The sequence below is a fragment of the Flavobacterium sp. 270 genome, from assembly GCF_004368785.1.
Taxonomy (GTDB): Bacteria; Bacteroidota; Bacteroidia; order Flavobacteriales; family Flavobacteriaceae; genus Flavobacterium.
The window spans coordinates 1,069,862-1,085,301 of the sequence record NZ_SODM01000001.1; the positions used below are offsets into that span (position 1 = coordinate 1,069,862).

At 32.1% G+C, this 15,440-nt stretch carries 17 protein-coding genes; 10 read left to right on the forward strand and 7 right to left on the reverse strand.

Translation table 11 applies throughout. The features are described from left to right. The first annotated feature begins 67 nt into the window (after positions 1-67). From EV144_RS04600 to EV144_RS04620, 5 genes are all read left to right on the forward strand, one after another. Entirely contained in the window at positions 68-460 is a 393-nt protein-coding gene (locus EV144_RS04600) for a hypothetical protein (protein WP_134146557.1), read from the forward strand. Between the two features lie 55 nt (positions 461-515). Continuing rightward, on the forward strand, positions 516-1,061 hold the full coding sequence (locus EV144_RS04605; protein ID WP_134146559.1) for an HD domain-containing protein: 546 nt from the start codon (positions 516-518) through the stop codon (positions 1,059-1,061). Positions 1,062-1,600: 539 nt separating this feature from the next. Next, complete coding sequence (locus tag EV144_RS04610; RefSeq protein ID WP_134146561.1) at positions 1,601-2,080, forward strand: hypothetical protein; 480 nt, start codon at positions 1,601-1,603, stop codon at positions 2,078-2,080. Positions 2,081-2,097: 17 nt separating this feature from the next. Continuing rightward, positions 2,098-2,397 carry a hypothetical protein gene (locus EV144_RS04615; protein WP_134146563.1) on the forward strand — a complete coding sequence of 100 codons (300 nt, stop codon included), beginning with the start codon at positions 2,098-2,100 and terminating at the stop codon, positions 2,395-2,397. A 176-nt stretch (positions 2,398-2,573) separates the two neighbouring features. Next, positions 2,574-3,239, forward strand: coding sequence for a hypothetical protein (locus tag EV144_RS04620; RefSeq protein ID WP_134146565.1), 666 nt, complete (start codon positions 2,574-2,576; stop codon positions 3,237-3,239). Between the two features lie 145 nt (positions 3,240-3,384). On the opposite strand, the gene EV144_RS04625 is transcribed toward EV144_RS04620, so the two are convergent. The 4 genes from EV144_RS04625 to EV144_RS04640 all read right to left on the reverse strand — a co-directional run bounded on the left by EV144_RS04625 (position 3,385) and on the right by EV144_RS04640 (position 8,885). Further along, complete coding sequence (locus EV144_RS04625) at positions 3,385-4,296, reverse strand: LamG-like jellyroll fold domain-containing protein (protein ID WP_134146567.1); 912 nt, start codon at positions 4,294-4,296, stop codon at positions 3,385-3,387. Positions 4,297-4,612: 316 nt separating this feature from the next. Beyond that, positions 4,613-5,503, reverse strand: coding sequence for a LamG-like jellyroll fold domain-containing protein (locus EV144_RS04630; protein WP_134146569.1), 891 nt, complete (start codon positions 5,501-5,503; stop codon positions 4,613-4,615). Between the two features lie 211 nt (positions 5,504-5,714). Beyond that, positions 5,715-6,755 (reverse strand): PLP-dependent cysteine synthase family protein, encoded by a 1,041-nt coding sequence (locus EV144_RS04635; protein WP_134146571.1) that lies wholly within the window; start codon positions 6,753-6,755, stop codon positions 5,715-5,717. A gap of 69 nt (positions 6,756-6,824) precedes the next feature. Beyond that, positions 6,825-8,885 carry a S9 family peptidase gene (locus tag EV144_RS04640; protein WP_134146573.1) on the reverse strand — a complete coding sequence of 687 codons (2,061 nt, stop codon included), beginning with the start codon at positions 8,883-8,885 and terminating at the stop codon, positions 6,825-6,827. 145 nt (positions 8,886-9,030) lie between these two features. On the opposite strand from EV144_RS04640, the gene EV144_RS04645 reads away from it, so the two are divergent. Continuing rightward, entirely contained in the window at positions 9,031-9,351 is a 321-nt protein-coding gene (locus EV144_RS04645; protein WP_026982166.1) for a YbaB/EbfC family nucleoid-associated protein, read from the forward strand. 143 nt (positions 9,352-9,494) lie between these two features. Here EV144_RS04645 and EV144_RS04650 read toward each other — a convergent pair whose 3' ends face one another. Next, the gene (locus EV144_RS04650; protein ID WP_134146575.1) at positions 9,495-10,514 is read right to left on the reverse strand and encodes a threonine aldolase family protein; all 1,020 of its coding nucleotides are present in this window, start codon (positions 10,512-10,514) and stop codon (positions 9,495-9,497) included. Between the two features lie 150 nt (positions 10,515-10,664). On the opposite strand from EV144_RS04650, the gene prfB reads away from it, so the two are divergent. The 4 genes from prfB (at position 10,665) to lpxD (ending at position 14,772) form a co-directional block, all read left to right on the forward strand. Beyond that, positions 10,665-11,763 (forward strand): peptide chain release factor 2 gene (gene prfB, locus EV144_RS04655; RefSeq protein WP_134146577.1). Its coding sequence is split into 2 segments (ribosomal slippage): positions 10,665-10,727 and positions 10,729-11,763, totalling 1,098 coding nucleotides; the frame shifts between segments, so codons are not numbered across the junction. Then, positions 11,764-12,618, forward strand: a complete 855-nt coding sequence (locus EV144_RS04660; protein ID WP_134146579.1) for a hypothetical protein — start codon at positions 11,764-11,766, stop codon at positions 12,616-12,618. A gap of 49 nt (positions 12,619-12,667) precedes the next feature. After that, positions 12,668-13,114, forward strand: coding sequence for a peptide-methionine (R)-S-oxide reductase MsrB (gene msrB / locus EV144_RS04665; protein WP_134146581.1), 447 nt, complete (start codon positions 12,668-12,670; stop codon positions 13,112-13,114). A 659-nt stretch (positions 13,115-13,773) separates the two neighbouring features. Continuing rightward, positions 13,774-14,772 (forward strand): UDP-3-O-(3-hydroxymyristoyl)glucosamine N-acyltransferase, encoded by a 999-nt coding sequence (lpxD, locus tag EV144_RS04670; RefSeq protein ID WP_134146583.1) that lies wholly within the window; start codon positions 13,774-13,776, stop codon positions 14,770-14,772. 132 nt (positions 14,773-14,904) lie between these two features. Here lpxD and EV144_RS04675 read toward each other — a convergent pair whose 3' ends face one another. Both EV144_RS04675 and EV144_RS04680 read right to left on the reverse strand, forming a co-directional pair. Beyond that, on the reverse strand, positions 14,905-15,111 hold the full coding sequence (locus EV144_RS04675; protein ID WP_134146585.1) for a hypothetical protein: 207 nt from the start codon (positions 15,109-15,111) through the stop codon (positions 14,905-14,907). Positions 15,112-15,128: 17 nt separating this feature from the next. Next, positions 15,129-15,440, reverse strand: a complete 312-nt coding sequence (locus tag EV144_RS04680; RefSeq protein ID WP_134146587.1) for a DUF3817 domain-containing protein — start codon at positions 15,438-15,440, stop codon at positions 15,129-15,131.

Consider the following 15,440-nt stretch of genomic DNA (forward strand, 5'->3'; position numbering starts at 1 on the left):
AATTGCCGTAATCGCATTAGTTCTACTTTTTCTAGTTCTTAGTGTTATCAGCTAGACAGTAAAATAAATGAGTTCTTATTTTAATAGATTTCAGGGCGGTATATTTACAATCATTAAATTCGATAATAAATGTTCTGTTTATTTTGGAGAGAATTCCTGGTGGCTTTTAGATGATTGGGAAAGCGATATTTTAAGCAATAATTACTTGAAACAAATCGAATTTTTAAAACTTGAATTTGAAGAAATAAGTAATGCATATAAAAGTGAGCAGTTTAATCTAAATAAAACTTATCATTATCTTCCTAGTTTATACCTTGATTTTGACAATAGAGAACTTTATACCCACTTCTTTGATCAGGCAATAGAAAATAGACTGATTGAAGGATGGAAAGGTTTGTTTATTGAAAATCAAAATACATTTTTAGAATTGTTTCCTCCAGAATCTCAATATTGGAAATAAATAATAAGAGACGTTTAGTCAACTAATAAAGTTTAAAACTAACATTCTATAAAATATGAATAATTGGTCAATAGATAATTTACAAAAAACCTGGTACTTAGTTTCTAAATTGCATCAAGGTCAAAAATACGGTGGAGACGAAGAGGGTTTACAAATTGAATATATTAATCATATTGGGAGCGTTGTTTTTGAAATTATAAACGCTTTAAACTACGATCAAAGTTTAAATGCTGAATTCGCTATCACTTGCGCCATGTTACACGATACAATAGAAGATACTGATTTTTCATTTGAAAAAGTTAAAGAACTATTTGGAGAAGAAATTGCAAATGGAATTAATGCTTTATCAAAGGACAGCAACATCAAGGATAAATCGGTACAAATGGAACAAAGTTTATCAAAAATTAAACAACAGCCTAAAGAAGTCTGGGCGGTTAAAATGGCCGATAGAATATGCAATTTATATGCACCGCCGTATTATTGGACTACAGACAAGATAGTAGAATATCATAAAGAATCTTTGCTCATTTATGAAGCTTTAAAAGAAGGAAATACTTATTTAGCCAATCGATTAAAAGAAAAAATAGATCATTATATTTAAGATGGCAGTTGCTCTTTAGCTTTTAAAAATTACAACTCAATCAACAAATAAAATTTTACATTTGCGATCTCACAAACAAACTAAAATACTATTAAAACATCAAAATATATTAAAGTCGCAGTAATTGCATCAGCAATATGTTTTTTTAGTATTAGCGTTATCAGCTAAAATCTAAAGCAAAAAAAGCTTTCTAAGTTCAAACTCAGAAGTCTTTTTTATTGACAGACTTTAAATTACTTTTTTGTGTTATTAGTTGTTTTAAGTCAATAAGTAAAAACTAAAAAAGAAGTACTTTAAGGGATAAAGATGTTAATGCTATAGTAAATTTTTAAATATGTTTTTTAAAATTGATATGAAAGGCTTTTTCCAAACAAAGGCAAGGTGTTAGGGCATGCAAATGGAGAATTTATACATGATGTAAAAACTATTTTACTAGTATTGGAAAAGGAGAAATAATCAAAAATACTCCTATTTTCGGTTATTTCTATTTCCAAAGGATATGTTCTGCAGAAACCGGCTTAATTATTAAATTTTAAAGTATGAATTTATTAGATTATAAAACATTTCAGACTGATATCGAAAAATATCTTTACGAATCCATTAATACTTTCAAATTAAGATTAAATGTAGATTTGAGTAAAACAGAAAACGAATCCCTTGATTATTATTTATTTTATGAAAATGAACATTGCATAATTTCTCTAAATCTTATAGATAGCTTTCCTTATTTAGATGTAACTCCTAAATTTTATTTAAAAAACTCAGATGAGCACATTGAAATTAATCAAGTCTATTTAAAACCATTTCTTTCAATTGATGAAAAAGAATTTGAAGCCTATTGTTTAGAAAATTATAATAATCGTTTTCTATATTCAGATGATTTTAACGATAAGGATAAAGGAACTATCTATTATAGTTTATATTCATTAAATGAAATTTTACTAAAGTATTACTACGATTTGTTTAAAGGCAAATACTCAATTATAGATTATAGAACATTTTCTAAAAGGCAAATTTAACTTTTTCATTTTCACGCTTGCGAAAGGGTATTATATCCAAGTGGTTATATGAATACGAACAAAGAACGGGCAAGAAAATTACCTCAATAAATGAAGCACAAACCCTTGTAAAAGAAATACGAGTAGCTGATAAAGCAGGTACTTTTAAAAATGATAAAGTAATTTTAGCTAATATTGAAAAATCTCCTGCTGTAGATGGTATATTTCAAAAAACTGGTCAGGGAGTACAAATTAAATCATGTACCGCAAATAAATTTATTGCAAGAGTAAATGATTCTTATAAGACGGCAATTGAGAATGAGCAAACAATTTATTGACAACATAAAAATATCTCTGTTCATATCGAAGTAATTGATGCAACTAAATCTGATATAATAAAAAGTTAGAGTAAATTGCAGTCTAATTCCCAAATTAATCAAAACATAAATACAATTGAAGAAATTGTAGTACATTGTATAGATGGCACTACCTCACTTAAAGTCCCGAAAAAATTATGATTATATTCAGAATATCTGAAGACGTAGAACGAAACATCAAAAAAATAAATCCTAATGGTAGAATTATTGGTGATTGGACCGGAAGAATTGTTATAAAAGAAAAAGAAGATCTGACATCTTTTGCAGTTGTTAATTTGTTGAAAAAAATGTTGACCATCTCAGGAAGACCATCCAAATTATTAATGTCTGATATGAAGCGTGTAAAAACAAACGATTATGCAACATGGGTAGCAGATACAGAAGACTTTGATTCATGGTTAGATAACCTTCAAGTCATTGATAACAGCATAGAATCTACTTTAGCTAATTATTATTTTGATTTATGTCTTGAAGGAAAGGAAAAGCATGTCATTAAAGATGGTGCTACTTTTTTATTGGCAGCTGATGATTATCCAACAAGCAGTATTTCCTTATCATTATGGTTGAAAATAAATGTTTTTTCAGAACTAATATGGGCAGGATTCAATGAAGAATCAAACCAACCTAATAAACTTTTATTGGGAAAAGAATGTGCCGAACATAATCGAAATGTTTTATCTGGTATAATAGAGCAAATAAAGAAAGATTTTCGAATAGAGCAACCTTTTATTTTTGAATCTGAAAATATGAACGGTATATGTGCAACTGGTTTTAAAAATGATTGTAATCAATTTAGATTTTAATAATTAATTAAAAAAATAAGTAGAAATCTCTTAACAAAACAAAAGCCTTCAGAAGTTCCAGTTCCGAAGGCTTTTTAATTCCAAAAAAATAATGCTTACTAAACAACATAAAAACTAACTAACTATTATTACCAAAGTTTAACTCTTATTTTGAAGTTATTTTTTTTGAAGGTGCATTTGTTATTTTCAACAAATAAGTTCCCTCTGGAAGATCACTGATAGTTAAACCATTACTTCCGATGATTTTTTGCCCTTGCGAATAAACCTCAACATTTTTATTTTCATTTACATCCTTTGTTGCAATAATACTACTCGAAGTTGTAGTTTTTGCTAAGGATTTGATTTTACCCGCTGTAGTATTTTTTGCAGCTGGTGATGAATCTGCCGAAGTCACAATAATAGCTTTAGAACTATCGTAAAGTTCTTCCACTTGTTCATCTGTCAAAGTAACATTATAAATCTTTAAATCGTCTATATCTGCATTTATACCAACTGTAGTGTTGATTTCTCCCAATCTAAAAATATTACCTTTAGTAGAACGGGTTATACCGTTTACAAATTTCAATAATTTACCATCACGGTATATTTTAGAAACTGTTCCGTCAAATGTTATCGTATAATTGTACCAGGTATATTTTTCAAGACGGGTAGAAACGATAACATCATTTGATGCGCCCCAGCCCGCCAAACTCAAATCTGAATTGGAAGATGTTGTTGCCTGTTGTAGTAAACCGCAGTATTGTGCATTGTAAGCAGTTCCGTAACCCCAAACATAATTTGCCGACGAAATATCGTTAAATCTCACCCAGATACTAACTGTTCTGGCACTGTTGCCTTGTGGAAGATCATCTATAACAGCTTCCATTGCCTTATTAGTAAGACGCTGTGCACTTTTTACAACTCCAGATCTATCCGTCACGAAATTATCCGTTCCCATGAAAGAAGTTGTATTACTAATATTATTTAATGTACCATTGAAATTAAATTCCTGAATCGGTGTTTGCGCATTAACATTCAAATAACTTACAAACATTAATGTGAGTAGTGATTTTTTCATAATAGTAGACTTTAGGATATTAAAAACATTCCGTGATTTTAACATAGCTAAACTAAATTATTATGTTTTTGGGAAGAAATTTTTCCGATAACTAACCTAAATAATCGTCAAAATAACCAAAACTGATCAAACTTACTATAATTAAAACCATACATTCTTACGTATAAATACGGTATTTATAATTACAAAAAGAATATTAACATTTAAAAAAGTAATGAAAACAAAAAAAAGCTGTTTGAAATTTATCCAAACAGCTTTGTCAATTAAAAAAAATCTATAAAATAATAAATTAGATTTTCTATAAATTCTATATCATCTATTTTGAAGTATTGGTTATCTTCAATAAATAAGTTCCTTCTGGCAAATCACCGATATTTGAGGCATTGCTTCCCATTATCTGTTTTCCTTGCGAAAAGACCTCAACTTTTTTAGGTCCGGTATATTTATCTGCTGGCAACGCTGTTTTTACAGGAGCTACAGCTTTTGCTGCAACAACAGCAGTTTTCTTTGCCGAACTAGAAGCTGGAACGGTCTCAGGCGCAGCTCCAGAAGGTTTTGAGCTTTTATAAGACTCCATAACCTGTTCATCTGTCATGGCCACGATATATATTTTAAGATCGTCAATATCAGCATTGATACCAACTGTTGCATTCATTTTTCCCAAACTCAAAATATAGCCTTTTGTTAAGCGCGGAATTCCATCTACAAATGCTAATAATTGACCATTACGATATATTTTTGAAGTATTACCATCATAAGTAATGCAGTATTGGTACCAAACTTCTTTAGCAAGTGGTACTGAAGCTACAATATTATTTGCTGTTTCCCAACCAGTCAAACTTAAATCAGCCTCGCCATTGGATACAGCTTGCTGTGATAATCCAAAATATTGAGCACTTAATGGCGTACCATAACCTAAAATATAATGTGGAGAAGTAACAGTATTAAATTTAACCCAAACCGATATTGTTCTGGGCTTATTAGCTTGCGGAAGATCACCCACTACAGCTTGTAAAGCTTTGTTTGTAAGCCGAACAGCTCCTTTAGGAGTCCCCATTCTGTCATTTACAAAACTAGCAGTTCCTAAAAAAGAAATTGTATTATCCTTACTGCTCGTATTTCCATCGAAATTAAATTCCTGAACAGGATTTTGTGCATTTGCATTTAAAAAACTTACCAACAATAAAGTGAGTAATAATTTAGCCATAGATTCTAGGGGTGTAGTTTTATTTAGATATTTTGTTAAAACTATAATTTTAATTCAACAGTACCAAAACATTCCTACATGTAAATGCATTATTCTCACAATAATTTAAAACATCAACACTCAAACATCAATATAGATATCTATAATATAGCCTCAAAAAAAAAACTCCATCACTTAGAATGGAGTTTATATCTCAAAAAGTAGTTTTTAATTACTTTACAAATTCAATTTTTTGAACTTCTTCTTCATTGATACTATCAAAGAATCCTTGTTCGTTCATCCAGTCATCACTAAATACTTTGCTCATGTAGCGTGAACCGTGATCTGGAAAAATAGCAATAATATTGCTGTCTTTTGTAAACTCACCTTCTTCTGCATATTGTTTAATCGCCTGCATTACTGCTCCTGATGTGTAACCCACAAATAAACCTTCTTTGCGAGTGATTTCTCTTGCAGAGTGGGCACTTTCTTCGTCGGTTACTTTCATGAATTTATCAATAATATCAAAATCTGTAGCTGCCGGAATCAAGTTTTTACCTAAACCTTCTATACGGTATGGATAAATTTCTTTGTTATCAAACTCTTTTGTTTCGTGGTATTTTTTCAATACAGATCCAAAAGCATCAACACCTAGAATTCTAATATTTGGATTTTGTTCTTTTAAGAATTTTGCTGTTCCTGAGATAGTTCCTCCGGTTCCGCTGCAAGCAATAAGGTGGGTAATTTTTCCTTTTGTCTGTTCCCAAATTTCAGGACCTGTAGAGTTGTAATGAGCATCAATATTCAGTTGGTTAAAATATTGATTAATGTAGACTGAACCTTTTGTTTCTTCGTGTAAACGTTTTGCTACATTATAATAAGATCTTTCATCATCTGCTGATACGTGAGCCGGACAAACATAAACTTTTGCTCCTAAACTTCTCAACATGTCAATCTTGTCTTTGGATGATTTTGAACTTACTGCCAAAATACAGTTGTAACCTTTTATTATACTTACCATTGCTAAACTAAATCCTGTATTACCAGATGTCGTTTCTATTATGGTATCTCCTGGAGAAAGAATTCCTTTTTTCTCTGCTTCTTCAATAATATATAATGCGATTCTATCTTTTGAGGAATGACCCGGATTAAAAGCTTCTACCTTTGCGTAGAAATTTCCTTCTAACTCTTCGGTGATTTTATTTAGCTTAATAAGTGGGGTGTTACCTATTAACTCTAAAACATTATTGTAAGCGTTTATTTCTTCTTTCATAAAAAAATAGTTAATCAAGGTATTTTTAAATAACCCTGATAGGTTGCAAATTTAACAAAAATTTTTTAATTAGCTTTCAATTTTTTCTAAATCTAATAAAAAACTAAATTCTTTTGCTAAGTCTTTTAAAGCCTCAAAACGTCCAGAAGCTCCGCCATGTCCGGCATCCATGTTAGTATCCAAAAACAAAAGGTTATTATTTGTTTTTAAATCCCTCAACTTGGCTACCCATTTGGCTGGCTCCCAATATTGTACCTGAGAATCGTGCAATCCTGTAGATACGTACATATTTGGATATTTTTGAGCTTTTACATTATCGTAAGGTGAATACGACAACATATAATCATAATATTTTTTATTGTTTGGGTTTCCCCATTCGTCATATTCTCCAGTTGTAAGCGGAATACTGTCATCCAGCATCGTGGTAATTACGTCTACAAAAGGCACCTGAGCAATGACTCCATTGTATAATTCAGGGGCTTCATTTACGATAACTCCCATCAATAATCCTCCGGCTGATCCTCCTTCTGCATATAAATGTTCAGGAGATGTAAATTTTTCGTTAATTACAAATTTAGAGCAATCAATGAAATCTGTAAAGGTATTTTTCTTTTTTAACAGTTTTCCATCTTCGTACCATTGTCTTCCTAAGTCCTCACCTCCTCTAATATGGGCAATTGCATACACAAAACCACGATCTAACAAAGAAAGTCGCGTTGAAGAGAAATATGCATCCATAGTAATTCCATAAGAGCCGTAAGCATACAGTAATAATGGGTTTTTACCGTTTTTCTGAAGTCCTTTGCGGTAAATCATCGAGATCGGAACTTTTACTCCGTCTCTGGCAGTTGCCCAAATACGCTCTTCGATATAATTTTCTTTATTAAAATTGCCTCCTAAAACCTCATGTTCTTTTAAGATTTCTTTGGTTTTAGTTTTCATATTAAAATCAATAACAGAAGATGGCGTTGCCAGCGATTGATAGCTGTAACGCAAAACATCGGTATCAAAATCGATATTGGTTGTGGTGTAAGCATTGTAAGTTTCGCTTCCAAAAGGCAGATAATAATCCGATTCCTCATTCCAAGGCATGATACGAATATGATTTAATCCATTTGAACGCTCCTCTACAACTAAGTAATTCTTGAAAATCTCAATATCTTCTAATAAAACATCTTCGCGATGCGGAATTACATCTACCCAAAATTTCTTTGCTGTCTTGTTTTCAGGCGTTTTCATCAATTTAAAATTCGTCGCCTTGTCTTTATTCGTCAAAATGTAAAAAGAGTCCTCATAATGGGAAATACTATATTCTAAACCGCGGACGCGAGGCTGAAACACTTCAAACTCTCCGTCGGGAGTATTAGAATCCAGAATTCTATACTCGGTTGTAAGTGTACTTCCTGAGCCAATTACAATATATTTTCTTGATTTTTCTTTGCTTATCGAAACATTAAAAGTATCGTCTGTTTCATTAAAAACCAAAACATCATCTTCTGTGTTTGAGTTTAATTTATGCCTAAAAACCTTGTCTGCTCTTAGCGTAACCTCATCTTGTCTAACGTAAAAAATAGTATTATTATCATTTGCCCAAACAGATCCTCCAGTTACATTTTCGATTTTATCTTCCAGAATTTCTCCCGTTTCTAAGTTTTTAATCTGAATGGTATAAATTCTTCTGCCGACAATATCTAGTCCAAAACTGGCAAATTTATTATCTGGACTTATACTTAAACCTCCAAGTTTAAAATAAGCGTGTCCTTTTGCCATTTCATTACAGTCAAATAAAATTTCTTCCGCTACAGTTAGGCTTTCTTTTTTTCTTGAAAATATTGGGTAGTCTTTTCCGGTTTCAAAACGGGTAATATAAAAATATCCATTATAGAAATACGGAACAGATGAATCATCTTCTTTAATTCTGCTTTTCATTTCTTCATACAATTTTCCCTGAAGGTCTTTTGTATGCGCTGTCATACTTTCGTAATAAGCATTTTCCTGATTTAAGTAGTCGATTACGTCTTTGTTTTCGCGGTCATTAAGCCAGAAATAATTATCAATTCGGGTTTCTTTATGTTTTTTTAATTTTTTTGAAATCACATTGGCCTTTGGAGCCATTATATCGTTTTGCATTGAATGAGCATTAGTTTTTTAAATACGAAGAAGCAAAAATAGTACAAACACAACAGAACAGAATTAATATTTTCTTAAAATATTCTATTGTTATACTATAGCAATATAGTAATTTTGTATGAAATAATTTAAAAATCAACAAAAAATGGATTTAATGGGAATGATGGGTAAACTTAAAGAAACCCAACAAAAAATTGAAGATACAAAAAAGCGTTTAGATACTGTTTTGATTGATGAACAAAGCGCTGATGGATTATTAAAAGTAACACTAACTGCTAACAGAAAAGTGACTTCTATTTCTATTGATGATTCTCTATTAGAAGATAAAGAACAACTAGAAGATTACTTAATTGTAACTCTAAATAAAGCTATTGAAAAAGCTACAAACGTAAACGAAAGAGAACTTGACGCTGTTGCAAAAATGGATATGCCAATGATTCCTGGAATGGATAATTTGTTTAAATAAGGTTCAAAGGCTCTGAGGTTCAAAGGGACAAAGATTTTCTCGTAGGAGTAATTCTTTGTCCCTTTTTTTATTGTTTAGATTCGCAGAACCTTAGAAGCTAAGCACCTTTGTCCCTTTGAACCTCAGACCCTTTGAACCTTTGACTAAAATTTCGTAAGCGTTTCCACAACATACGTATGCATTACTTCTTTGTAATCCAGATGCGTAACGATTCTTAGTTTATTGGGTCCTAAGGAACTTATTAAAATATTTTTCTGTTTTAATTTTTCTATCAAAAGCTGATCGCTGTAACCTTCGGCAAGTGAAAAAATCAAGATATTAGTTTCTACAGGTTCTATTGCTTCGATCCACGATTTTGTATTTAAAACTGCTGCGATTTCTTTAGCTCTTCTGTGGTCTTCTGCCAATCGTTCGATATTATTTGCCAAAGCATATAATCCGGCTGCTGCTAAATAGCCCACCTGACGCATCCCTCCGCCTAATATCTTTCTGATTCTCAACGCTCTATGAATATCAGCTTTACTTCCTAATAACACAGAACCTATGGGAGCGCCCAGTCCTTTTGACAAACAAACAGAAATGGTATCGAAAATTGCCCCAAATTCTTTTGGATTTTGTCTTTTTGCAACTAATGCATTCCAGATTCTGGCACCATCCATGTGGAATTTCAAATTATTGGCATCGCAGACTCTTTTTATATCTTTTAAATCATCTAAATCGTAACAAGCTCCACCGCCTTTGTTTGTAGTGTTTTCAACACATACCAAAGTTGTTAACGGACAATGTATGTCTTCAGGATTATTAATTGCTGCAGCAACCTGAGCAGCAGTTATCATGCCTCGGTTTCCGTCTACAAGACAGCAAGAAACTCCGCTATTAAAAGCAATTCCTCCGCCCTCATAGTTGTAAATATGCGAATATTTATCTGTAATTAACTGATCGCCGGGCTGTGTATGCAATTTAATTGCCACTTGGTTTGCCATAGTTCCAGAAGGAAAAAAAAGTCCCGCTTCCATACCAAAAAATTCAGCTGTTCTAGTTTCCAACTCAATAACCGTCGGATCCTGTCTGTAAACATCATCACCTACATGAGCATTAAACATATATTGCAGCATTTCGTATGTAGGTTTGGTAATGGTATCGCTAATTAAATTTATTTCCATATTCTAAAAACTATATCTTATTTTTGTACAGCAAAATTACGTATTAGTAGTAGTTATTCTGAGTAAGTTTCAGTAAATTTTAACTTGCACATTTCTACACACCAAATTAACGTAATAATTATAAAAAACATATAAAACTAGTATTAATTTATGACAACAACCGAACAAATAAAAGGTATTGTGGAGCGCCTTGGTGCGTTGAGGAGGTATCTTTGACGTTGATGCCAAACTAATTGAAATTGCTAACGAGGAAGAAAAAACCTTTGCACCCGATTTTTGGAACAATGCGAAAGAAGCCGAACTTATTGTAAAAAACCTTCGAAACAAGAAAAAATGGATTGAAGATTACAATAAAGCGATCGAGCTGACGGACGAATTGCAATTGGCGTATGATTTTTATAAAGAAGGGGAACTTTCTGCAGAAGAATTAAGCGAGCATTATAATACAACTGAATCTCATATCGAGAACATCGAATTTAAAAACATGCTTTCTGACGAAGGTGACAGTTTGAGTGCAGTTGTACAAATTACTGCCGGAGCCGGTGGTACTGAAAGCTGTGACTGGGCGGGAATGCTGATGCGTATGTACATGATGTGGGGCGAAAGTTATGGCTATAAAATAAAAGAACTTAACTTTCAGGAAGGTGATGTTGCCGGAATTAAAACCGTAACTTTAGAATTTGAAGGCGATTATTCTTTTGGATATTTAAAAGGAGAAAATGGTGTACACCGATTAGTGCGTATTTCACCTTTTGATAGTAATGCAAAACGTCATACATCATTTGTATCTGTTTATGTTTATCCGCTTGTGGATGATAGTATCGAAATTGACATTAATCCTGCCGATATCGAAATTACAACTTCACGCTCGAGTGGTGCCGGTGGACAGAATGTGAACAAGGTTGAAACTAAAGTACAATTGGTACACAAACCAACCGGAATTCAGATTCAGTGTTCAGAAACACGTTCGCAGCAAGATAACAGACAACGTGCCATGCAGATGTTACGTTCTCAGTTATACGAAATTGAATTAAAAAAACAACAGGCACAACGCGCTGATATCGAAGCCGGAAAAATGAAAATCGAATGGGGTTCGCAGATTCGTAACTACGTAATGCAGCCTTATAAATTAGTAAAAGATGTTCGTACAGGTTACGAAACCAGTGATGTTGACGGTGTTATGAACGGAAATATTGATCCTTTCCTAAAAGCATTTTTAATGATGATGGGACAAAAAGAGGAAGAATAAATGAATAAATATCTTAAAGGCTGTTTCTTTTTTATCGGGACTATAATTTTAATTTTTGCCCTGATAATAGGCCAATTTTTCTGGTCGTCTTATAACAAAAGAAAAAATGCCGAAATTGATTCAATAAAATATTCAAAAGAATGTGATTCTAATGATTCAATTACCGAACAGCCTGAGATTTCATTTATAAGCTTCAAAAAAACAGAACTCAGTCCTCTAAAGTTTCAAATACTAAGAGATGGAAAATTCATTCAGGATACTGTAATTACAAATGATTTTACAAAAGCCAAATACGATCCAGATTATAAGCATGTAGTTATTCCTTATAAGATTTTTCTAAAAACAGATACAATTGTTGTAACCACAAAAAATAAATTAATCTATTACATTTCCGGTTATCATCATTATGCTTATTTGCATTACGGCATGTTTGGTTATTTAGGAAGTCATGACTGTAGATTTTCTGACAATCCTACAATCAATAATCAGGTTTTTTCAAGCGCGGTACTTATTAGAGAATACGGCTGGATTAACCCTGAAATATCAAAACATATAAAGAAAATAAGTGTATCTGATAGCGTCGAATACTATAGTTTTGCTAAAAAATGCAAGATAAAAATAAAAGATACTGAACGGATTCTAAAGGAGAAAAGAAAAAATCAGGTTTTAAGATCTACCTCAATCGATGGATTTGAAGTTGGGCCGGCAAATAGTTACTACGTATTTGGCGAAGAAACAGAATCAGGAACACTTCCCGATGATTTAGTTCCCAGAAATCTTAAGCGTTATGTAATTAAAATAAATTGTGAAACCGGAGAATACAAACGTTATGCAAATTATCCTTTTGAGAATTAAGTTTTAAATTAAAGTTAGTATCTTTATTACTATACAAAAATACATCGTTATGATAAAATGGGCCGACATTATACATTTTTCTAATAAAGGAAATCCAATTCCTGATAAAAGAGTCGAAAAAACAGAAGCAGAATGGAAACAGCTTTTAACTCCCGAAGAATTTCAGGTAACACGGCTAAAAGGTACAGAAAGATCTTTTAGTTCTGAATTGTGCAGTTTATTTGATCCGGGAATTTACGAATGTAAATGCTGTGGTACTGTACTTTTTGATGCCAGCGAAAAATTTGAGTCTGGAACAGGATGGCCGTCTTTTACACAGCCATTAAAAGAAAATGCAATTGCTTACCATGCCGATAAATCATACGGAATGATTCGTGTTGAGGTTGTCTGCAATACCTGCGATGCACATTTAGGACACGTTTTTCCTGATGGTCCAGAACCAAGTGGTTTGCGTTACTGTATTAATGCTGTTTCTCTTTCTAAAATAAAAGAGTAAGTAAGTTAATTTAAAAATATTTCAAAAAGCGATTCCTTTACAAAAGCGAATCGCTTTTTTGTTTTAAGTCAATTAATAACCAGAATTTAGCTTTGGATATCGCTTGCTTTCTCTTCAACAAAAAAAGCATTGCTAGAATTTATCTTACTAATTATTCCCTTATAAAAATCAAATTCATAACATTTAACTAAAAACCATTTTTTACTCCTATTTCATCCAAGAAGTTTAGTCGGAAAGAATAAAAAAAGCACATTAAAGGAAATTCATACCAAAATTAACAATAATACGAATTCATTGTCTTAGTTTCTTACTTTTTCAAAGAACAAAAGCAACAAATACAGCCTCTAAAGTCTTACAATTACAATTTAAAAAAAGACATATTATAATGATAATCAATAAAGTATGCATGCATAATACTCTATTGTGAAAAGAAGTTTTAAACCTACAAATGACATATTTAAATGAAAAATCGAATGTTAACAGAAGTTCTAAATATTAGAAAAGAGTTAAAAAATTAATACATTTAATGTTAAATTTGTAATATTTAAACTATTATTTAAAATTATATCTAAAAAACTTGAAAATAAGATTAGGTAATTCAAATCTAATTTATTTTATTTGGTGAAAATTAGTTCCCTAAATCAATTTAATTCCAGTCAATGAAATCCTATTCAATTCAAGAAATTAATGAAGTTATACAAGGTGAAATTTATGGCACAACATCACAATGTATAACTGCAACAGAGCAATTAGAAAAAGCAACAACTTCCGAAATTTCGTTTATAGGAAACAAAAAATATGAAAAATACTGGGAATCTTCAAAAGCTTCTATAGCAGTAGTTAATGAAGATATTTCTATTGAACCAGGAGACAATCGTGCGTTTATTAAAGTAAAAAATGCTGATTTGGCCATGTCTCAAATTCTAGCACTATTTGCACCTCCTGCACCATTATTTCACAACCATATTCACAGAACTGCTGTAATAGACGAAACTGCTGTTATTGGCGAAGGCGCCCGTATTGGAGCAAACTGCTACATCGGTCCAAAAGCTGAAATTGGAGCTAATGCAACAATTTATCCTAATGTAACGATTTTAGACGAATCTACTATCGGAAAAAATACTGTGATTTGGTCAGGAACTGTAGTTCGTGAGCGTTGTCATATTGGTAACGATTGTATCATTCATCCAAATGCAACAATTGGAGCTGACGGATTTGGATTCCGTCCTTGTAAAGAAAAAGGTTTGGTAAAAATTCCACAAATTGGAAATGTAATCATCGGAAACGGAGTCGAAATTGGTGCAAACACTTGTGTTGACCGTGGTAAATTTAGCTCGACTATCTTAGGAGATGGATGTAAAATTGATAATTTAGTTCAAATTGGACATAATAGTAAATTGGGTAAATTCTGTATCATGGCAGGAAACAGCGGTTTGGCTGGTTCTGTAACTTTAGGAAACGGAGTTATTATTGGCGGAAGCGCTTCTATAAAGGACCACACTACAATTGGCGACGGCGCTGTTGTTGGAGCCGGATCTGGAGTTGTTGGCGATGTTCCTGCAGGGAAAACCATGCTGGGTTATCCGGCTGTTGAAGCTCGTGATGCTCTAAAACAATGGGCGATTTTAAAAAGAATGGTTTGTGATTCTAAAAAATAGATTCTTAGATTCTTAGATTCTTAGATTCTTAGATTCTTAGATTCTTAGATTCTTAGATTCTTAGATTCTTAGATTCTTAGATTCTTAGATTCTTAGATAAAAAAGCAGAAGCTGTTGCTTCTGCTTTTTTGTTTATAATGCTTCGCATTCGAAGCCTGTGATTTTCATTAAAATTATAATCTCTTTTATAATATTATTTTCGGTTTCAAAACGCAGGATATTATCACAATCTTCCAGATCGAAATTCCATTTTGTTTTTGGAAATAACCTATTCAATTTTGGAGAAACCTTTTTTACTTTCGAGATTGTATTGACATTTGTTTTAAATACTAAAACCATCGTTTTTTAAATTTATATTATTCAGCCTTTATCTTACTCAGGATTTTATTGTCGATGTAGAAAGTTCCAAACGGAATTATACACGCCAAAAGCACTTTCCAGGTTGTATGTTTAAATTTCCAATTCTGCTCTACGCCTACACTTAAAGTATTAAAGATAAAAAGCAAAAACAAAGCGCCATGAATTGTTCCGATTGGACGCGTTAAAAAAGGCTGATTAAAAATATATTTTAAAGGAACGGCTATAAAAAGTAAAGTAATAAGCGAAGTTCCTTCTAAAAAACCAATAATTCGTAATCTTCCGGTATTGGTAAGCAGTAAATTTTTCAT

What these genes read in the sequence shown, in the direction of transcription:
- EV144_RS04630 (WP_134146569.1), bottom strand. Translation starts at nt 5,503, where the DNA reads ATGGCTAAATTATTACTCACTTTATTGTTGGTAAGTTTTTTAAATGCA.
- EV144_RS04600 (WP_134146557.1), top strand. Translation starts at nt 68, where the DNA reads ATGAGTTCTTATTTTAATAGATTTCAGGGCGGTATATTTACAATCATT.
- msrB (WP_134146581.1), top strand. Translation starts at nt 12,668, where the DNA reads ATGATAAAATGGGCCGACATTATACATTTTTCTAATAAAGGAAATCCA.
- EV144_RS04680 (WP_134146587.1), bottom strand. Translation starts at nt 15,440, where the DNA reads ATGAAAAATTTACTGCTTACCAATACCGGAAGATTACGAATTATTGGT.
- EV144_RS04605 (WP_134146559.1), top strand. Translation starts at nt 516, where the DNA reads ATGAATAATTGGTCAATAGATAATTTACAAAAAACCTGGTACTTAGTT.
- EV144_RS04660 (WP_134146579.1), top strand. Translation starts at nt 11,764, where the DNA reads ATGAATAAATATCTTAAAGGCTGTTTCTTTTTTATCGGGACTATAATT.
- EV144_RS04675 (WP_134146585.1), bottom strand. Translation starts at nt 15,111, where the DNA reads ATGGTTTTAGTATTTAAAACAAATGTCAATACAATCTCGAAAGTAAAA.
- lpxD (WP_134146583.1), top strand. Translation starts at nt 13,774, where the DNA reads ATGAAATCCTATTCAATTCAAGAAATTAATGAAGTTATACAAGGTGAA.
- EV144_RS04635 (WP_134146571.1), bottom strand. Translation starts at nt 6,755, where the DNA reads ATGAAAGAAGAAATAAACGCTTACAATAATGTTTTAGAGTTAATAGGT.
- EV144_RS04640 (WP_134146573.1), bottom strand. Translation starts at nt 8,885, where the DNA reads ATGCAAAACGATATAATGGCTCCAAAGGCCAATGTGATTTCAAAAAAA.
- EV144_RS04620 (WP_134146565.1), top strand. Translation starts at nt 2,574, where the DNA reads ATGATTATATTCAGAATATCTGAAGACGTAGAACGAAACATCAAAAAA.
- EV144_RS04625 (WP_134146567.1), bottom strand. Translation starts at nt 4,296, where the DNA reads ATGAAAAAATCACTACTCACATTAATGTTTGTAAGTTATTTGAATGTT.
- EV144_RS04610 (WP_134146561.1), top strand. Translation starts at nt 1,601, where the DNA reads ATGAATTTATTAGATTATAAAACATTTCAGACTGATATCGAAAAATAT.
- EV144_RS04650 (WP_134146575.1), bottom strand. Translation starts at nt 10,514, where the DNA reads ATGGAAATAAATTTAATTAGCGATACCATTACCAAACCTACATACGAA.
- EV144_RS04645 (WP_026982166.1), top strand. Translation starts at nt 9,031, where the DNA reads ATGGATTTAATGGGAATGATGGGTAAACTTAAAGAAACCCAACAAAAA.